Source organism: Alteromonas sp. 5NS40-0096, assembly GCF_057544385.1.
In genome coordinates, this window is record NZ_BAAJLQ010000003.1 from 558,309 (window position 1) to 574,594 (window position 16,286).

Below are 16,286 nucleotides of genomic sequence, written 5' to 3' on the forward strand. Positions count from 1 at the left end.
CCATGGATAAATTGAGAGTATTATGGGAAAGCACGGCTTTGGCTCATTTCGAGCTAGGCCAAGTCGTTATGATGGCTGTAGGCTTGTTGTTACTCTATTTGGCCATTGTCAAGAAGTTTGAGCCTTTGTTGCTATTCCCTATAGGTTTTGGTGCACTGCTGACCAATATACCGTTAGCGGGTTTCAGCGAAGCTGGTGGTTTGCTCTACTACATATATACCGTTGGCATCGATACGGGCGTTTTCCCCTTGTTGATTTTTATGGGAGTAGGGGCGATGACTGACTTCGGGGCACTTATTGCCAATCCCAAAATGCTATTGCTCGGCGCAGCGGCGCAATTTGGGATCTTTGCGACCTTGTTTGGTGCTATCGCATTGAACTTTGTTCCCGGATTCGAATTCACACTGAAAGATGCCTCTGCTATCGCAATCATAGGTGGCGCTGATGGGCCGACAGCAATATTTTTGGCGAGCAGGCTTGCCCCTGATTTGCTTGGCGCTATTGCCGTTGCAGCGTACTCTTACATGGCACTTGTACCTATTATTCAGCCGCCGATTATGAAGGCGTTAACCAGTGAAGAAGAGCGTAAGATTGAAATGGCTCAACTTCGTCCTGTGTCTCAGCGTGAAAAAATTATTTTTCCGTTGGCAGTGTTGCTTGCGACGATTCTTTTCCTTCCTTCAGCCACGCCTTTAGTGGGAATGTTCTGTTTCGGAAACCTGATGAAAGAATGTGGTGTCGTTGAACGCTTAAGTAAAACGGCACAGAATGAGCTGATCAATATCGTGACTATCTTTCTTGGCTTGGCGGTAGGTTCAAAGCTCTCTGCTGATAAGTTTTTGACAGTTGAAACCTTGGGGATTTTGGCACTAGGTGCTGTCGCTTTCGCCATTGGCACCGCTACAGGGGTACTAATGGCAAAGTTGATGAATCGTCTAAGTGGTGGTGGGATAAACCCCCTCATTGGCGCGGCTGGCGTGTCAGCTGTCCCTATGGCAGCGCGAGTGGTAAACAAAGTTGGCCTTGAGTCAAATCCCCACAATTTTTTACTGATGCACGCGATGGGTCCAAATGTCGCTGGGGTATTAGGTTCTGCTGTTGCAGCGGGAATTTTACTTGCCCTTGTAGGCTAATGGGCTAATGCGAGGCGCTGAGCTATGGAAGGCTCAGCGCTGGTGTTTGATAGCGGCTAAAGACTGATAAGACATAATGAGCTTTTTTGTCACCATGTGCTTTGGCCAGCGAAAGATCGTTTCAGTATCACCAGATTCTACAATTTGCCCCTCATTCATCACAATGACCTTATCAGCAATGTGTCTAACAATGCCGAGGTTGTGAGAAATAAAGATAAAAGCGAGGCCCATTTCCTGCTGTAGCTTCAAAAACAAATTAACGGTTTGCGAGCGAATGGATGGATCAAGCGCTGCGAAAGGTTCATCAGCTACAATGACTTTGGGGTTGAGTAACAAAGCCCTCGCCATTGCGATGCGTTGTTGTTGGCCATCTGACAGCATGTGGCGATAAAAATGATAGTGCTCTCGCAGTAAGCCCACTTTTATCAGTGTTTCTTCAATAATAGCGATACGCTCAGTCTGTGGGATGTTGGTATTGAGTTTTAGTGGCTCGTCGAGAATTCGGCCTACAGGGATGCCTGGGTTCATCGCTTCACTGGTTTGTTGAAACATCATCCGGATGTCGCCAGCCCTACACTCTGGGCCACTGATTTTTGCGTCTCGGCCGTCTTTTCTCTCATGCAACCAGATGGTTCCAGTGGTTGGTGGTACAGCACCGACTAACAGTTTGGCAAGCAGTGATTTACCCGAGCTGTTCTCACCAATAATCGCAATGGTCTCACCACGATTCACTGAAAGGTCGATTGGGCCCAATTGAAACACTACGTCTTTCTTGAACCAATTGGACGATTTACACTTCTCGAAACTCAGCTCTTCAATACGCATTACTTCCATCAGTTTTTCTCCATATGGAGAGGAAAGTGACAGCTGTAAGTATGGTCGTGTATGCGTCTGACCGCAGGTATACTTACGCAATCGCGCTGCGCTCTGGGGCAACGCGGACCAAGCCGACAACCAATGGGTAAGTGCTGTAATGTTGGAATACTGCCCTCTAGTGTAGGTAAACACGATTTTGGCGGCAGATCATTTCTGAAACTGGGGGCACTGTCCAAAAGCGCTTTAGTATAAGGGTGTAATGGGCGCTTTCTGATTTTAGACATCCTGCCCGATTCAACGGTTTGACCACAGTATAGTACCGTCATGGTGGTTGCCATATTGGCTATCGCCAGCAGGTCGTGGCTAATGAACAAGATACCTAAATCCCGGGTTTGGTTTAAACGTGTGAATAACTTTAGAATCTGGGTTTTGGTGGTGGTTTCCATGCCACGTGTGGGGTCGTCAGCAATTAATAATTTGGGCTGGGAAATGAGCGCCATTGCGATCATGAATTTTTGTGCAATGTCATTGGAAATTTCATGAGGGTAAGCCTTCATGTATTTCTTGTGTTGTTTTATACCCACTTTGTGCATAACGCCAACAGCTTGTTTGTGCCGTGACTGTGCACGTTCCCAAAACCACTTACCTTCGACAAATTCTATCGGTACGCTTTCTTCAAGCTGCTCGCCGAGGGTAGCTGATGGGTCCAGCGCGGAAGATGGGTGCTGGAACACCACGGCGATATCTTTTCGCATAATTTCGCGTCTTTCTTCCGCCGACATAGACAGCAGATTTTTCCCATCCCAAGTTAGGCGATCTGCGGTTAGAGACCATTGCACTGGCATCGCGCCAGATATTGCTGCAACAATCAGACTTTTCCCCGAGCCTGATTCACCCACCAATGCACGTATTTCGCCTGAGTTAACGGTGAGGTTAATTTTCTCTAGGGCTTTGACTTTACCCGTACCCGTGTTCATTTCTAGAGTCAGGTTCTTGATGTCGAGTACTGGCATTATCTCACCAACCTTTTTCGCAATGCCGAACGCAAACCATCACCCACAATGTTAATTGCCAAAACCATGAGAAATATAGTCAAACCGGGCAAGGCGACTTGCCATGGTGCGATATAGGCTACATCCAAGCTACTTGCGAGGATCGCGCCGAGTTCAGGTTGTGGGGATTGTGCACCTAAGTTAAGGAAGCCGAGTGCACTGACGTCAATCACTGCAATCGATAGCGCCAGCGTACCTTGAACGACTAGCAGCTCAATCATATTTGGCAAAATCGAGTAGGTGAATAGTTGCCAGTGATTTGCGCCATCTAACCGAGAGGATTGTATGTAATCTTTTTCCATTTCGTTGCGCACAAAAGAGCGAGTGTTGTGAACAAACTGGGGGATCAATGCCAGCGTAATGGCCCACATACTGTTAACGAGGCCGGTGCCTAATATTGCAACGATTATAATCGCAATTAACAATGTGGGTATCGCCATCAAAGCATCGAGTAAATGGTTGACGACACTTGACCGAACACCACTTAACATACCTGCGATTACGCCAATGCTTACGCCGATGATCATTGCTACCAGTACCACAATGATAGAAGTGCCAAAGGTGATTTGGCAGCCATAGATAATACGGCTAAATAAATCTCTACCGAGTGAATCCGTGCCAAATAAATGAGAGATGGTACCGTTGAAGTACCAGCTGGGTGGTACAAGCAATGCATCAACGTTCTGTTCGAGAGGATCGTAAGGCGCGATTAATGGCGCAAAAACCGCAAAGAACAAGAAAAACGTCAGCATGGCTAAACCAATGATAGCGGCGTGGCTAGATTTAAATTCAAGCCACGTACGCTGCCATGGTGATGGCTGAAACTCGTCGTCGTAAAAACTAAACTGTGCCACGATCGAATTTATCCCTACTTGGGTCGATTAACCGGTTAAAAAAGTCGATAGCAATTGTCAGTGTGATCACGACAAAGGATACCGCCAGCATGCCTATTTGCAGAGCGCAATAGTCTCTTTGATAAATAGCTTGTAGCAGCCAATTACCGACACCAGGCCATGAAAACAAGGTTTCAACTATCATGGCATTTGTGATGAGGGTCGTAACTTGAATAGCCATAAGTGGCAATATTGGGAGTAGACTATTTCTCAAAATGTGTTGCGAAAATATTTTCCAACGTGACAACCCTCGAGATCTCGCTGCCGCAATGTAGGGTTTGTTTAATACGTCAATCACAGAACGTCGCATTAATCGTATGATAGAGGCTGTCGTGATAATCGCTATCGATAAGGTCGGCAACATGAGGTGTTGCAGGGCATCACTAAATGCTAACTTTCTATCGATGTTATCGGCCATTAAAATATCAATCAGGATAAACCCAGTTTGCGATGGAATATCAAACATCAAGCTGATCCTTCCAGACAGCGGCACAATTCCGAGCTGTAAACTGAACACGAGTATGAACAGCAGTGCCAACCAATAAACCGGAAAGGAGTAGCTGAAGATACTTAACGAATTGAGCGTTAAATCCGTTGTTGAATAAGCTCGAAGTCCCGCTAAACACCCCAAACCGATACCCAAAACCAGAGAAACCAAAAGGGCATAGGCGGAAAGCTCAATGGTGGCCGGTAGCGCGACAATCAGTTCTTCTTTTAAGGGTCTACCTGATACGAAACTGTATCCCCAATTGCCTTCCCAAAGCCGCTCGAGAAAATAGCCGAACTGGACGATATACGGTTTGTCTAGCCCGTACTGACTGATTAGCGCGTCTCTTTGTAGCGGGTTTTGTGGCGTGATACCCGACATATTGACAAGTGGGTCACCCGGAAACAAATAGGCCAGTGAAAAGGACAGTGCGCTAAGTACCAAGAGCGTCAAAATGAACAGTGTGATGTAACGAAAAAGCGCAGTAATCACTTCAGCTTCTCCACACCAGCAAATCTGACTCCCCCAAATGGGTTGATTTCCATGCCTTCAATGTTTTTTCTCGAAGCTTGATATTGGTAAGCATGGGCAATTGGTACCAATGGTAGACGTTCGTACAGCAGGCGATTGACTTGTACATACAGGGCTTTTCGGCGCTCGATATCGTCGGTCTGAACTGCTTCATCTAGCAAAATATCAAAGTCTTCGTTACACCACAGTGCACGATTCGTTTTTGATGGTATCGCCTCACAACTGAGAAGAGGGCGATAAAAATTGTCGGGATCGCCATTGTCTGCAGACCAACCCATAAGAACTGAGTCGTGAAGGCCATCTTCAAGGCGCTTTCGGAATGTCGTCCAATCATAGGTGACTATTTCAACATCAATATCAATGGCCGCCAGATAGCCTTGGATGAGCTCAGCCATCTTTAACGCATTGGGGTTATAAATCCGTTCAACTGGCATGGCCCAAATCGTCATTGTGAAGTCTTCATCGATACCCGCGTCATCGAGAAGCTTACGCGCCAATACTGGATTATATGCGGTATCATCCGCATCGTTTTGATAGGCCCAGCTTGAATCTGGCAACAGTGACTTCGCTCGCTGCGCACCATCAAAATAGACGGCCTCCAGCAAACTATTTTTGTCGATGGCATAGGCTAATGCTCTTCTGACATCCGGATTGTCAAACGGTGGTCGACGCGTATTGAATGCCCAATAGCCGACATTCAAGCCCGGTTTATCCTCGAGATTGAGATCCTCATGGTCTCGAATTACTGTCAATTCAGTTTGTGCTGGCAATGCCATCGCGTCACATTCACCCGTCATCAGCTTGGCTAACCTCAACGAGCTTTTCGGTGTAATGTCAAATATCAGCGTTTCGCTTATTGGCTCGTCGATCCAGTAATTATCATTTTTCGTGTACCGAACGTATTGGTCTTTGCGGTAGTCGACGAATTTGAATGGGCCTGTACCAATTGGGTAGTCATCGATATTTTTGGCTAGCTGCGCTTCCACTAATGTGTCGGCATATTCAGCAGACAAAATTACGGCAAAATCACTCGCAAGATTGGCTAGGAAGGCACTATCTCGTTCGTGCAAGGTAATCTCCACGCGGTAACCATTGACCCTCTCAACTTTCGCAATGTTTTCCGCCAAGCCCAAGCTATCAAAGTAGGGATAACGTCCGCCAGAAACATCGTGATAAGGATGATTGGGAACACGCCATCGGTTAATACTAAACACGACGTCGTCGGCGTTGAACTTTCTCGTTGGAGTAAAATAAGGGGTTGTGTGAAACTCAACGTCTCGCCTCAGCTGAAATGCGTAGGTTAAACCGTCGGCAGATACCAACCAACTGCTCGCTAGGCTAGGGGTAATACGCCCGGAGACAGGGTCAAACTCCAGAAGCCGGTTGTAAAGTTGGTGAGATGTTGCATCTGCTGTCGTGCTTGACGTATCCAACTGCGGATTAAAGCTGACGGGGCTGCTCTCGGAACAGTAAATAATGCCCGATTGGAAAAAATCTTGGTTTTTCTGAGAGCAACCATTTAAGCCTACAAGTAGCAAAAATGGTGCTAAATAACGTCTTTTTTTCACGTAATTACCGCGATTCTTCTGTTGATTCCTCACTGGAGTCAAGCAGATTGTATTTCTTCAAATAGCCCCTGAGCTGATGGTACGTCAAACTGAGCTTTTCTGCTGTCTTTTTTTGATTAAATTGGCTGTCTTCAAGTGCACCGCGAATCATATCAATTTCATATTGTTGCGAACGTTCTTTCAGGTCTATCGGAAAGTTCATGATCGGCGATGGCTCAACAATGGATTGATTCGCCGGCGCTACGGGTTGTGCTGGCTGGTCGGCCACGGGGGTTGAAGTGGTAGAAGACGATGTCGATTCGTTTGACGACGTGACGCGATCATTGGTTTTCACCCTACCTGTTGGCCTGAATTCACTTTCAAACGGATCTAAAATAATTTCATGCACCGGTATGTGGGGGTTGTTGCATCGATAGACGGCCCGCTCTACGACGTTTTTGAGTTCTCGGATATTACCAGGCCAATCGTAGTCGAGAAGAATACCTTTGGCTTTTTGTGTGAAGCCACTGAACAATTCCATTTCCAATTCACGAGCCATGTTAATGGCGAAATGCTCTGCTAGCATAAGGATGTCTTCCCGCCGCTCTCGTAGTGGGGGAATAGTAATGACGTCAAAGGCCAACCTATCAAGTAAATCCGCTCGAAACTCACCAGCATCAGCAAGTGCCGGTAGGTCTTCATTGGTTGCAGCAACAAGCCTTACGTCGACCTTGACCGTTTTGGTTCCACCAACACGCTCAAATTCGCCATACTCTATTACGCGCAGGAGTTTCTCTTGAATTAAACCCGATGTATTGGCTAGCTCGTCTAAAAACAGTGTGCCGTTGTGGGCCACTTCGAATCTACCTTCTCGGCGCTTGCTAGCACCTGTGAAAGCGCCGGCTTCATAGCCAAACAATTCACTTTCCAACAAGCTCTCACTCAGTGCCGCACAATTGAGTTTAAGGTACGTCTGATCCCAGCGCTTACTCAAAAAGTGAAGGCGGGCGGCAATGAGTTCTTTACCCGTACCTCGCTCACCAATGACCAAAACGGGCTTGTTAAGTGGTGCGATTTGTGAAATCTGTTCTAAAACTTCTAAAAAACTGTTTGCTTGACCCAGCAAATTGTCTTGTTGGCGAAACCTGCTCATTAAATCCCTCAAAAATTAGTCATTTCGACCAATTAATAGTGTAGATGAAAATAAGGTCAGTTACGATAGATAAATGAAATTTAAAATATCTTTATTTTTCATGGTGTTACAGTTTTTGTAAACTTGGCAAGCATATTGAATCATTAATACCAAGACTGTAACCATGTAATTTAACATTTAGAGTAAGAGGAATTGATTATGGGTATCTTCTCGCGTTTTAGCGACATCGTAAACTCTAATATCAACGCAATTCTGGATAAAGCGGAAGATCCAGAAAAAATGGTCCGATTGATTATACAAGAAATGGAAGACACACTTGTTGAAGTAAGATCAGTATCGGCTAAAACCATTGCGAGCAAAAAAGAAATTATTGCTCAGGTTGGTAAATTAGAAGCGGATGTCGAAGATTGGCAAGCAAAAGCGGAACTTGCATTGAGTAAGGAACGTGAAGACTTAGCACGTGCGGCGCTTCAAGAGAAAAAGAAAAGTGCAGAAGCGGCAGAAGCATTGAAAAAAGAGCTGGCTATCGTTGAAGAACAGATCGGTAAGCTTCAAGATGAAGTGGCACAGCTTCAGGACAAACTCGCTGATGCCAAAACGCGTCAAAAAGCGATTATCATGCGCCAGAAGACAGCATCGTCTAGACTTGATGTTAAGAAAACCTTGGACAGCTCTAAGGTCGACAATGCAATGGGGCGCTTTGAGCAATACGAGCGTAAAATTGATGACCTAGAATCACAAGTTGAAGCTTATGATTTAGGTAAGAAAACGCTGCAAGATGAATTTGCTGAGCTTGAAGCTGGCGACAAAATTGACGAAGAGCTTGAAGCACTGAAAGCGCAAATGCAGTCAAAAGACAAAAAAGCGAAGTAAGTCGTTTACGAGTGACATAGGCGGGCAACGCCCCGCCGCAGCCGGAATATTTAACGAGGAGGTACGGCATGGAAGAAGAAATCTTAGCTCTGATAATTGCACCTATTATTATCTTTATGATTATAGTGGCACCGATTTGGTTGATTCTTCACTACCGAAGTAAACGCCAAGTAAGCCAGGGCCTTACGCAAGAAGAGTACACTGCAATGCAAGATTTGGCTGATAAGGCGGAGCAGATGTCGGAAAGAATCCAAACTTTAGAAGCAATTTTGGACAGTGAAGCACCAGAATGGAGGGACCGCGCATGAACCAGAAGAAGGGGTTATACAGAGATACAGAGAACGCGAGAATCGCCGGGGTCTGTGCTGGTGTAGCTAACTACTTCGGAATTGAAATTTGGTTAGTGCGTATTCTCACAGTAACAGGTTTTTTCTTACTGGCTGGGCCTTTTGTACTCGTTACCTATATTGCGTGTTGGTTTATTCTCGACAAGAAACAAAGCGATTTGGCAATGCCTGAAACATCAGGATTCGGCCAACAAAGCGGAAAGGGGTGGAGAAACCACCAAGAAACCTCCGCCGGTACTAAAGTTGAAGTGAAAACGAAAGCTTGGCAAGCGGGCGAGCCTCCAAAAAAAGCGTTTCACCACATTCAACGTAACTTTAATGAGGCAGAGCGACGCCTTCGTGCGATGGAGAAATATGTCACCTCAAGAGAGTTCCAATTGAATCGAGAAATCAGCCGACTGTAGTCACAGTATACGACCTAGAAAAGCAGCATAACCATGCTGCTTTTTTTATGTGTTTCATATGGTTACTTTAGTTTCTGCCGCATAAAATAAGTGTTTTCTCAGTGTTTACAATAGTTTACAGTGTAAAATTATTGTTACATCTGTAGCGAGTTCACCGCACAAGATAGCCTTTTTTCTCATTTCATTTTCACTAGACTTGCAGCCATTGTTATTCGAGTTGAGAAGTTGTTCATGAGTAAAAGCACCCAATATCAGTCCAAGCAATCTGATGAAAACGGCATCATCCACTGGACTGATGAAGAAAACCAAATTTGGTCAGAATTGTACGAAAGACAGATAACGCTTTTACCTGGGCGAGCATGCCAGCAGTATATGGATGGTATTGAACTTTTGGGCATGCCAAAAGACAGAATTCCTCAATTAAAAGACATTGACGAAGTGCTGTTAAAAACAACAGGATGGCGAACTGCCGAGGTACCAGCGCTAATTAACTTCACGAAGTTTTTTACACTGTTGGCGAACAAAGAATTCCCTGTAGCCACATTTATCCGCAGTAGAGAAGAGTTCGATTACTTACAAGAGCCCGATATCTTCCATGAGGTCTTTGGTCATTGTCCTTTGTTAACCAATGAGGCTTTTGCTCACTTTACTCAAACATATGGCAAGCTCGGTCTTGCGGCGTCAAAGGAAGATCGGGTCTACCTAGCGCGTTTGTATTGGTTTACTGTTGAATTTGGCCTACTTAAAACCGAAGATGGTTTGCGCATTTACGGTGGCGGAATTTTGTCGTCTCCCGGAGAAACCTTATACGCACTTGAAAGCAATGAAGCAAAACGCTCAGCGTTAAGTCCTCTGGATGTGTTACGCACCCCATATCGCATCGATATCATGCAGCCACTTTACTACGTTTTAGACCAATTCGATGATCTGTTCTCGATGGCAGAGATGGATATTATGGCGTTGGTAGAAGAGGCCAAAAAGCTTGGATTATTCGAGCCGATGTTCCCGCCAAAAGAAAAAATTGCAAGCTGAAGGTACGATAAAGCGCGACCAAAAAAATATTCAGATGTAACCAAAGTGTGATATCCTGTAAAAATAACTTTACATAGAGGAAGGGTATGCGCTTAGAGATCAGCTGTCAGGATAGGCTAGGCATAACACAGGATGTGTTGGATATTCTGGTCACACACAATATCGACTTACGCGGTATTGAAATCGATAAAGTGGGAAAGATCTTTTTGAATTTCCCAAACATTGAATTTTCCGACTTTCAGCATTTAATGCCTCAAATCCGTCGTATCGACGGTATTGAAGACGTAAAAACGACCCCTTTCATGCCGGGTGAGCGAGAAAAGCAACAACTCGCTACTATCATGAAAACATTACCTGATCCTGTGTTTTCCATTGACGGCAAAGGCAATGTTTTGTTGTGTAATGAGGCCGTACTCAGCGGCCTTGAAACCGCCCTCAGTGATGTCAGAGGTTGCGACATTGCAGATGTAGTAAAAGGGTTTAACTTTTCTCGCTGGCTAGAGTCTAATTCACCAAAAGCTCAGTCTTCTAAAGTCAAATTTATCCAGCAAGATTATCTTGCAGACGTGCTACCCGTGACAGTACCTGATGGTGATTCAACCGAGGTATTGGCTGGAGCGGTCGTCATTCTAAAATCTGAGTTCAGGCTTGGCCAACAACTCAGTGTGTTTCATCAGACGCCTAAGGACAGTTTTGACTCCTTTATTTTTCAGTCTCCAGCGATGCAACAGGTACTAGAGAGTGCCAAAAAAGCTTCTGATCAAGACGATCCTATTCTTTTGTTCGGGGTCGAAGGGACAGGAAAAAGTAGCTTGGCAACGGCGATTCATCAGTCTAGTCGAAGAAATGATGGGATGTGCGAAACGTTCGATTGTGCAGCCTTACCTTGTGAGTTGCTCGATGCGGCATTGTTTGGACAGGTTGAGGCAGGCAGCATTGCCAGCCAACCCGGTTTATTTGAGAGTATTTCAGGCGGTACGGTAATTCTTGAAAACGTTGATGCCCTACCATTAACACTTCAAAACAAGTTGTTGACGGTTATCGAGCATAAAAAGTGTTATCGCGTTGGGGCGTCTGTCGGCCATGAGGTAGATGTGCGACTCATTTCCACAACTGCCGTCGATCTTGGCGAGATGGTGGAAGAAGGAAAGTTCGTAAAATCGCTTTATTACCGTTTGAACACGTTAAGCCTCGTTCTTCCGGCGTTGAGGGATAGAAAGCAAGACATTATCCCACTCGCTGAACATTTCATTATCCAACACTGTAATAAGCTTGGTCGTAGGCCTGCGAAGTTGAGTCGTTCCTGTGTGGATTTTTTGAATCAATACCCGTGGCCGGGTAACGTACTGCAATTGCAAAACGCGTTGTTCCGAGCGCTATCTTTACTCGATGGCAACGAATTGACCAAAGAAAGTGTACAACTGCCTAGGTGTTCACCTTCCGCGACCTTCATAGATGAGAATTTTGACGGCACCTTGGACGAAGAGGTGAAAAAATTTGAAAGAGACCTTCTACGAAGGCTCTACCCTAGCTATCCGAGCACGCGTCAACTGGCTAAAAAGTTAGGCCTGAGCCACACCGCCATAGCCAACAAGCTTCGCGAGTACGGCATTAATAAAACCAGTGTAAATTTATAATAAAAATCGAAACGACAGAAGGTGAAGTGATGAGTCTTAAATTGTATGGCTACTGGCGTTCTTCGGCGACCTATCGAGTGCGTATTGCGCTTAATTTAAAGGGGTTGGACTACGAATATGTCCCCGTGCATTTAGTCAAAGATGGGGGCGAGCAACACGGGGAGGACTACCACAAACTCAACCCCTCTAATTTGGTGCCGACCTTTGTAGATGATGACGAAGACATCATCTTAAACCAGTCAATTAGCATAATAGAGTATTTGGATGAACGATATCGAGAGCCTTGTCCATTATTGCCATCTCATACCGTTGAACGGGCAAGGGTTAAAGCATTGGCGCTTGATCTAGCCAGTGATATTCAACCATTGTGTAATCTACGTGTACTTAACGCGCTCAAGCAAAACTTTAACGCTGATGAAGCGCAAGTAAAAGCCTGGGTATCGGAATGGACAACAAGAGGCTTTGCCGCAATCGAAGAGAAACTGCAAACCCAAGCAGGCAAATATTGTTTTGATTTTGATGTATCGTTAGCCGATGTCTGTCTAGTGCCACACATCTATAGTGCTAAGCGCTTTGGTGTCGATCTGTCTCCTTACCCGTTAATTAATAAAATTACGGAAAATTGCCAGCAGCTAGAGGCGTTCCAAAAGGCTGCGCCAGAACAGCAAATTGACGCGCAATAAAAAAAGCGCGGATACCGCGCTTTTAGTGAGTACTGCAGAGCTACTGATTTTTGATTGGTAGCTCTGTCGTGTTCTTGACTTGCTTTAAAGCAAAAGTCGAACTGATATGGTCGACGAGAGGTAAGTGAGTCAGTTTAGATTTCAATAGAAATTCGTACTCTTCGATGCTCTCGACAATGACTTTGAGTAAGTAATCTTTATCCCCACTTGTTGTATGACATTCGACAATTTCATCGATTGACTGTACTGCATTTTCAAAGTCCGTGAGCGAGTCACCATCGTGATTCTTCAGGGTTACATAGATGAATACGGACACGCCTAGGTTGAGCTTTTTACTATCGAGAAGGGTAACTCGCCCACGAATAATACCTTCGGCTTCCATTCTTTTGACTCGTCGCCAGCACGGGGTATGAGACAAACCTACCCTTTGGCTTAGGTCTGCCATTGAAACGGTGGCGTCTTGTTGGAGTACTCGCAGAATTTCGCGATCAAATTTATCAAGCTTCATCGTTAGGGTTCCAAGCTTATTATGATATTTATTATGGAATGAATTCTATTTTAGGATGTATATCCTAGTCAATAAAGGGATATGTTAAAAAGTTTTTAATCAAAACGAGATGTACAAAAAACATTGCAAGATATGTCCTCTGACACTTTCGCTATTATAAGCGAAAACCCATTACAAGAAGAGTACCTATGTCAGTTTTTGATCATCCAGAATTCGCTTCACACGAGCACGTCGCTTTTCATCATGATGAGGCGTCAGGGCTTTCCGCTATTATTGCTGTGCATGACTCGACATTGGGTCCTGCTTTGGGTGGTTGTAGAATGTGGACTTATGCTTCTAGCGAAGAAGCGCTAACGGATGTTTTAAGATTGTCGAAAGGCATGACTTACAAAGCGGCCATGGCAGAATTGGCATTGGGTGGTGGCAAGGCTGTCATCATTGGTGATGCACGCAAAGAGAAAACACCAGAAAAGATGGCGGCGATGGGGCGTTTCGTTGACTCATTAGGTGGCATGTACATTACGGCAGAGGACTCTGGAATTGCCGTTTCAGATATCGAAGCAATGGGAGAACACACACAGTTTGTTGCTGGTAAAAATGCAAGGTACCACTACGCGGGCGAAATCCCTGATGGCAACCCTGCACCTGCGACGTCTTATGGCGTATTTGTCGGGTTACGCGCAGCAGTACAGCACAAGCTAGGCCGCTCCCTTGACGGGGTGAAAGTGGCAATCCAAGGGCTGGGGCACGTTGGATTGAGACTGGCACGTCATCTTCACAAAGAGGGCGCAGAGTTGTTTGTTACTGATATTTTTCCAGAGGGTGTTGAAATTGCAGTAAATGAGCTGGGCGCGACGGCAGTGTCACCTGAGGAAATTTACGCGCTTGACGTCGACGTTATTGCGCCATGTGCATTGGGCGCCACTCTGAATCGAGAATCGATCGAGCAAATTAAGGCCAAAGTTATTGCAGGAGCTGCAAACAACCAGCTTGCTGACGAGTCCATCGGTACAGCACTGCTCGAGAAAGGCATTCTGTACGCACCTGATTACGTCATCAATGCCGGTGGTATTGTTGATATTTTCCATCAACGCATGGAATCTTCTTCTAATGAAGCATTGAAAGCACATTTGGAACGCATTGCTGACAACCTTCTAGAAGTGTTTGAACGCAGTGATAGTGAGCAAATTGCGACCAATATCATTGCAAATACCATGGCAGAAGAGCGCATTAAAAACAATACTTGAATCTTACGAGGTAACTCGTCATAATGCGCAGCCTCTTGAGGGGCATACCTCTAGAGCAGTTTCTATGGTGGGCTCTTGGTCCTCCCGCAATGATACTTTGTGAACTCGGTCAGGCCCGGAAGGGAGCAGCCGCAGCAGGGGACTCATGTGCCGGGATGTGGCTGGGAGCTCGCCACCCAAATTCTCCCAGCTTTTCTCTTATTATCTACGATTCTTTGTCGTTGCGGTTTTTGGCTTGATTCAAGAATTTTATTGCTTTCTCAATCGCATTTTCTACGTTCATTTCCATTTGCTGACGTTCGGATTGAGGTAAATAAAATGCCATGTCAACTTCATAACGTATATAACGCGGGGGAACTTGGTTAAGTGCAAGGCAACAGAGGTCAGCAACGTAATCGGCTGATTTGTTTTTGTCCAACCCCAGTTCTGCAATTCTATCAAGTACTAAATGTTCGTAGTAATTGTGGATATCGTCGTCGAGTTTCATTTATTCAACCTTTATTGTTTTGACTTCACCTTTATTGAATGCCTTCATAGATCCTAGAGGCTAGGATTTATTCTGGACGCTAGTCGTCTAGGATACAAGTTCAGTATTTGGCAAAAGCGGTTATTTTTACTATCGATAGGATGTTGGTTAGCCGTATATCGAAAATAGCACCCGTTTCTATTTTAGAAAAAACGACGTTACACTGAAAAACAGTGCATTGATAATCTCTTTCACCCATAAATGAGTTGAATAACGCGATAGTTATTCTGTAATGAGCAAATATTTCCACATCAGTTTTCTCGGTAGGTTTTTATCCTTGTTGAAAATCGACTTGTTATGGTTAAGTGGTTACTGAAATGCGATGACATTCTTGTCTATTGAATACTCTCTTTTTGATATCGATCCCTATTTTAGATCGCTAAAAACTCGCGACCGATCTCTTTTCATTTAGTTCCACTGAATTTTATAAAAAATCTAAAATAATCGTTTGTTTGGTTGTTTTTTGTTCAATTTGTAACACTAAATTTACAATGGCGAGAGATTTTACTGAAAAAAGTACCGTTTATCGCAATTATTCGTCGATTCGAAGTTGCCTCTGGTCTGCTTATGAGTTTATTATGATTCTAGGGTTTAGCCCTATCGACAATAATCGCTGAGAGCGATTGATAATAAAAATCGCAAAGCGATTAAATCACGCGATTAATAATAAACACTTATCAAAGTGGTCCAGGGAGACAATACATGTATAATTGTTCTAAATTGGCCAAGTCTATTCGTTTAGGCTTAGCTTTCGGAGCTTTGACAACGCTATCTGGTGCAGCGTTGGCACAAGACGCAGCTTCCGATGAAGAAGAAGTTGTAGAAAAAATCAAAGTTACCGGTTCTCGAATTGCAACGACTAACGTTGTTTCTTCAAGCCCCGTTGTTACTGTTAGCGCTGAGTTATTCGATATTCGAGGCACAACTGATACAGTTGACTTGATCAATACTCTTCCAGCTTTCTTCGCTGACCAAACAACTGCATTCGCGAACGGCGCGACAGGTACTTCAACTGCTAACCTACGTGGTCTTGGCGCAACTAGAACACTAGTTCTTGTTGACGGTAAGCGTCTTCCACCTGGTGGCCCTCTTGCTGGTTTCGCACAGGATCTTAACTTAATCGCTCCTCAACTTGTTGAGCGTACTGAGATCGTTACAGGTGGTGCATCTGCGGTATACGGTTCAGACGCAATCGCTGGTGTTGTTAACTTCATCACAAGACAAAACTTCGAAGGCGTTGAGTTTGACCTACAATACGGTGCGAACCAAAGCAAAAACGACAGTGGTTTCTGGCAAGAAAGACTAGAAGCGATTGGTGAAACGCCAGCGTCTGGTACTGTAACAGACAACCAAACTGTTCAGTTCAATATGATCATGGGTGTGAACACTGATGACGGTCGTGGTAACATCACCGGTT

17 protein-coding genes and 1 other RNA gene are annotated in these 16,286 nt (G+C 44.9%); 10 read left to right on the forward strand and 8 right to left on the reverse strand.

All coding sequences use genetic code 11. From position 1 onward, the window contains the following. Window positions 1-2: 2 nt before the first annotated feature. Window positions 3-1,133: a sodium ion-translocating decarboxylase subunit beta gene (locus AC27G9_RS12435; RefSeq protein WP_487074639.1), complete on the forward strand. Its 1,131-nt coding sequence runs from the start codon at window positions 3-5 to the stop codon at window positions 1,131-1,133. 33 nt (window positions 1,134-1,166) lie between these two features. Here the strand turns inward: AC27G9_RS12435 and AC27G9_RS12440 are convergent, their stop codons facing one another. Genes AC27G9_RS12440 through pspF form a run of 6 tightly spaced genes read right to left on the reverse strand, consistent with a single transcriptional unit; the run spans window position 1,167 to window position 7,612 of the window. Next, window positions 1,167-1,958, reverse strand: coding sequence for an ATP-binding cassette domain-containing protein (locus AC27G9_RS12440; protein WP_487074689.1), 792 nt, complete (start codon window positions 1,956-1,958; stop codon window positions 1,167-1,169). A gap of 8 nt (window positions 1,959-1,966) precedes the next feature. After that, window positions 1,967-2,962, reverse strand: a complete 996-nt coding sequence (locus AC27G9_RS12445) for a peptide ABC transporter ATP-binding protein (protein WP_487074641.1) — start codon at window positions 2,960-2,962, stop codon at window positions 1,967-1,969. Beyond that, a complete protein-coding gene (locus AC27G9_RS12450; RefSeq protein WP_487074643.1) occupies window positions 2,962-3,855 on the reverse strand; it encodes an ABC transporter permease subunit in 894 nt (297 codons plus the stop codon). The genes AC27G9_RS12445 and AC27G9_RS12450 overlap by 1 nt, the downstream gene beginning before the upstream one ends. Beyond that, window positions 3,842-4,873, reverse strand: a complete 1,032-nt coding sequence (locus AC27G9_RS12455; RefSeq protein WP_487074645.1) for an ABC transporter permease subunit — start codon at window positions 4,871-4,873, stop codon at window positions 3,842-3,844. The genes AC27G9_RS12450 and AC27G9_RS12455 overlap by 14 nt, the downstream gene beginning before the upstream one ends. Beyond that, window positions 4,870-6,450 (reverse strand): ABC transporter substrate-binding protein, encoded by a 1,581-nt coding sequence (locus AC27G9_RS12460; RefSeq protein ID WP_487074691.1) that lies wholly within the window; start codon window positions 6,448-6,450, stop codon window positions 4,870-4,872. The genes AC27G9_RS12455 and AC27G9_RS12460 overlap by 4 nt, the downstream gene beginning before the upstream one ends. Before the next feature lie 34 nt (window positions 6,451-6,484). After that, window positions 6,485-7,612: a phage shock protein operon transcriptional activator gene (gene pspF, locus AC27G9_RS12465; protein WP_487074647.1), complete on the reverse strand. Its 1,128-nt coding sequence runs from the start codon at window positions 7,610-7,612 to the stop codon at window positions 6,485-6,487. A gap of 198 nt (window positions 7,613-7,810) precedes the next feature. On the opposite strand from pspF, the gene pspA reads away from it, so the two are divergent. The 6 genes from pspA to maiA all read left to right on the forward strand — a co-directional run bounded on the left by pspA (window position 7,811) and on the right by maiA (window position 12,588). Further along, window positions 7,811-8,485, forward strand: a complete 675-nt coding sequence (pspA, locus tag AC27G9_RS12470; protein WP_487074649.1) for a phage shock protein PspA — start codon at window positions 7,811-7,813, stop codon at window positions 8,483-8,485. Between the two features lie 68 nt (window positions 8,486-8,553). Then, complete coding sequence (pspB, locus tag AC27G9_RS12475) at window positions 8,554-8,793, forward strand: envelope stress response membrane protein PspB (RefSeq protein ID WP_487074651.1); 240 nt, start codon at window positions 8,554-8,556, stop codon at window positions 8,791-8,793. Then, on the forward strand, window positions 8,790-9,236 hold the full coding sequence (gene pspC, locus AC27G9_RS12480) for an envelope stress response membrane protein PspC (protein WP_487074653.1): 447 nt from the start codon (window positions 8,790-8,792) through the stop codon (window positions 9,234-9,236). The genes pspB and pspC overlap by 4 nt, the downstream gene beginning before the upstream one ends. Before the next feature lie 231 nt (window positions 9,237-9,467). Further along, on the forward strand, window positions 9,468-10,268 hold the full coding sequence (gene phhA, locus AC27G9_RS12485) for a phenylalanine 4-monooxygenase (protein WP_487074655.1): 801 nt from the start codon (window positions 9,468-9,470) through the stop codon (window positions 10,266-10,268). Window positions 10,269-10,354: 86 nt separating this feature from the next. Then, window positions 10,355-11,905, forward strand: coding sequence for a sigma-54-dependent transcriptional regulator (locus AC27G9_RS12490; RefSeq protein ID WP_487074657.1), 1,551 nt, complete (start codon window positions 10,355-10,357; stop codon window positions 11,903-11,905). A gap of 29 nt (window positions 11,906-11,934) precedes the next feature. Continuing rightward, a complete protein-coding gene (gene maiA, locus AC27G9_RS12495; protein WP_487074659.1) occupies window positions 11,935-12,588 on the forward strand; it encodes a maleylacetoacetate isomerase in 654 nt (217 codons plus the stop codon). 40 nt (window positions 12,589-12,628) lie between these two features. On the opposite strand, the gene AC27G9_RS12500 is transcribed toward maiA, so the two are convergent. Beyond that, window positions 12,629-13,096 (reverse strand): Lrp/AsnC family transcriptional regulator, encoded by a 468-nt coding sequence (locus tag AC27G9_RS12500; protein WP_487074661.1) that lies wholly within the window; start codon window positions 13,094-13,096, stop codon window positions 12,629-12,631. 188 nt (window positions 13,097-13,284) lie between these two features. Here AC27G9_RS12500 and AC27G9_RS12505 point away from each other — a divergent pair, with 188 nt between their 5' ends. Both AC27G9_RS12505 and ffs read left to right on the forward strand, forming a co-directional pair. Then, on the forward strand, window positions 13,285-14,343 hold the full coding sequence (locus AC27G9_RS12505) for a Leu/Phe/Val dehydrogenase (RefSeq protein ID WP_487074663.1): 1,059 nt from the start codon (window positions 13,285-13,287) through the stop codon (window positions 14,341-14,343). Between the two features lie 73 nt (window positions 14,344-14,416). Next, window positions 14,417-14,513, forward strand: an RNA gene (ffs, locus tag AC27G9_RS12510) — signal recognition particle sRNA small type. 35 nt (window positions 14,514-14,548) lie between these two features. Here the strand turns inward: ffs and AC27G9_RS12515 are convergent. Then, a complete protein-coding gene (locus AC27G9_RS12515) occupies window positions 14,549-14,830 on the reverse strand; it encodes a late competence development ComFB family protein (protein WP_487074665.1) in 282 nt (93 codons plus the stop codon). A gap of 741 nt (window positions 14,831-15,571) precedes the next feature. Here AC27G9_RS12515 and AC27G9_RS12520 point away from each other — a divergent pair. Next, the coding region (locus AC27G9_RS12520; RefSeq protein WP_487074667.1) for a TonB-dependent receptor plug domain-containing protein at window positions 15,572-16,286 on the forward strand (715 nt) is incomplete at its 3' end.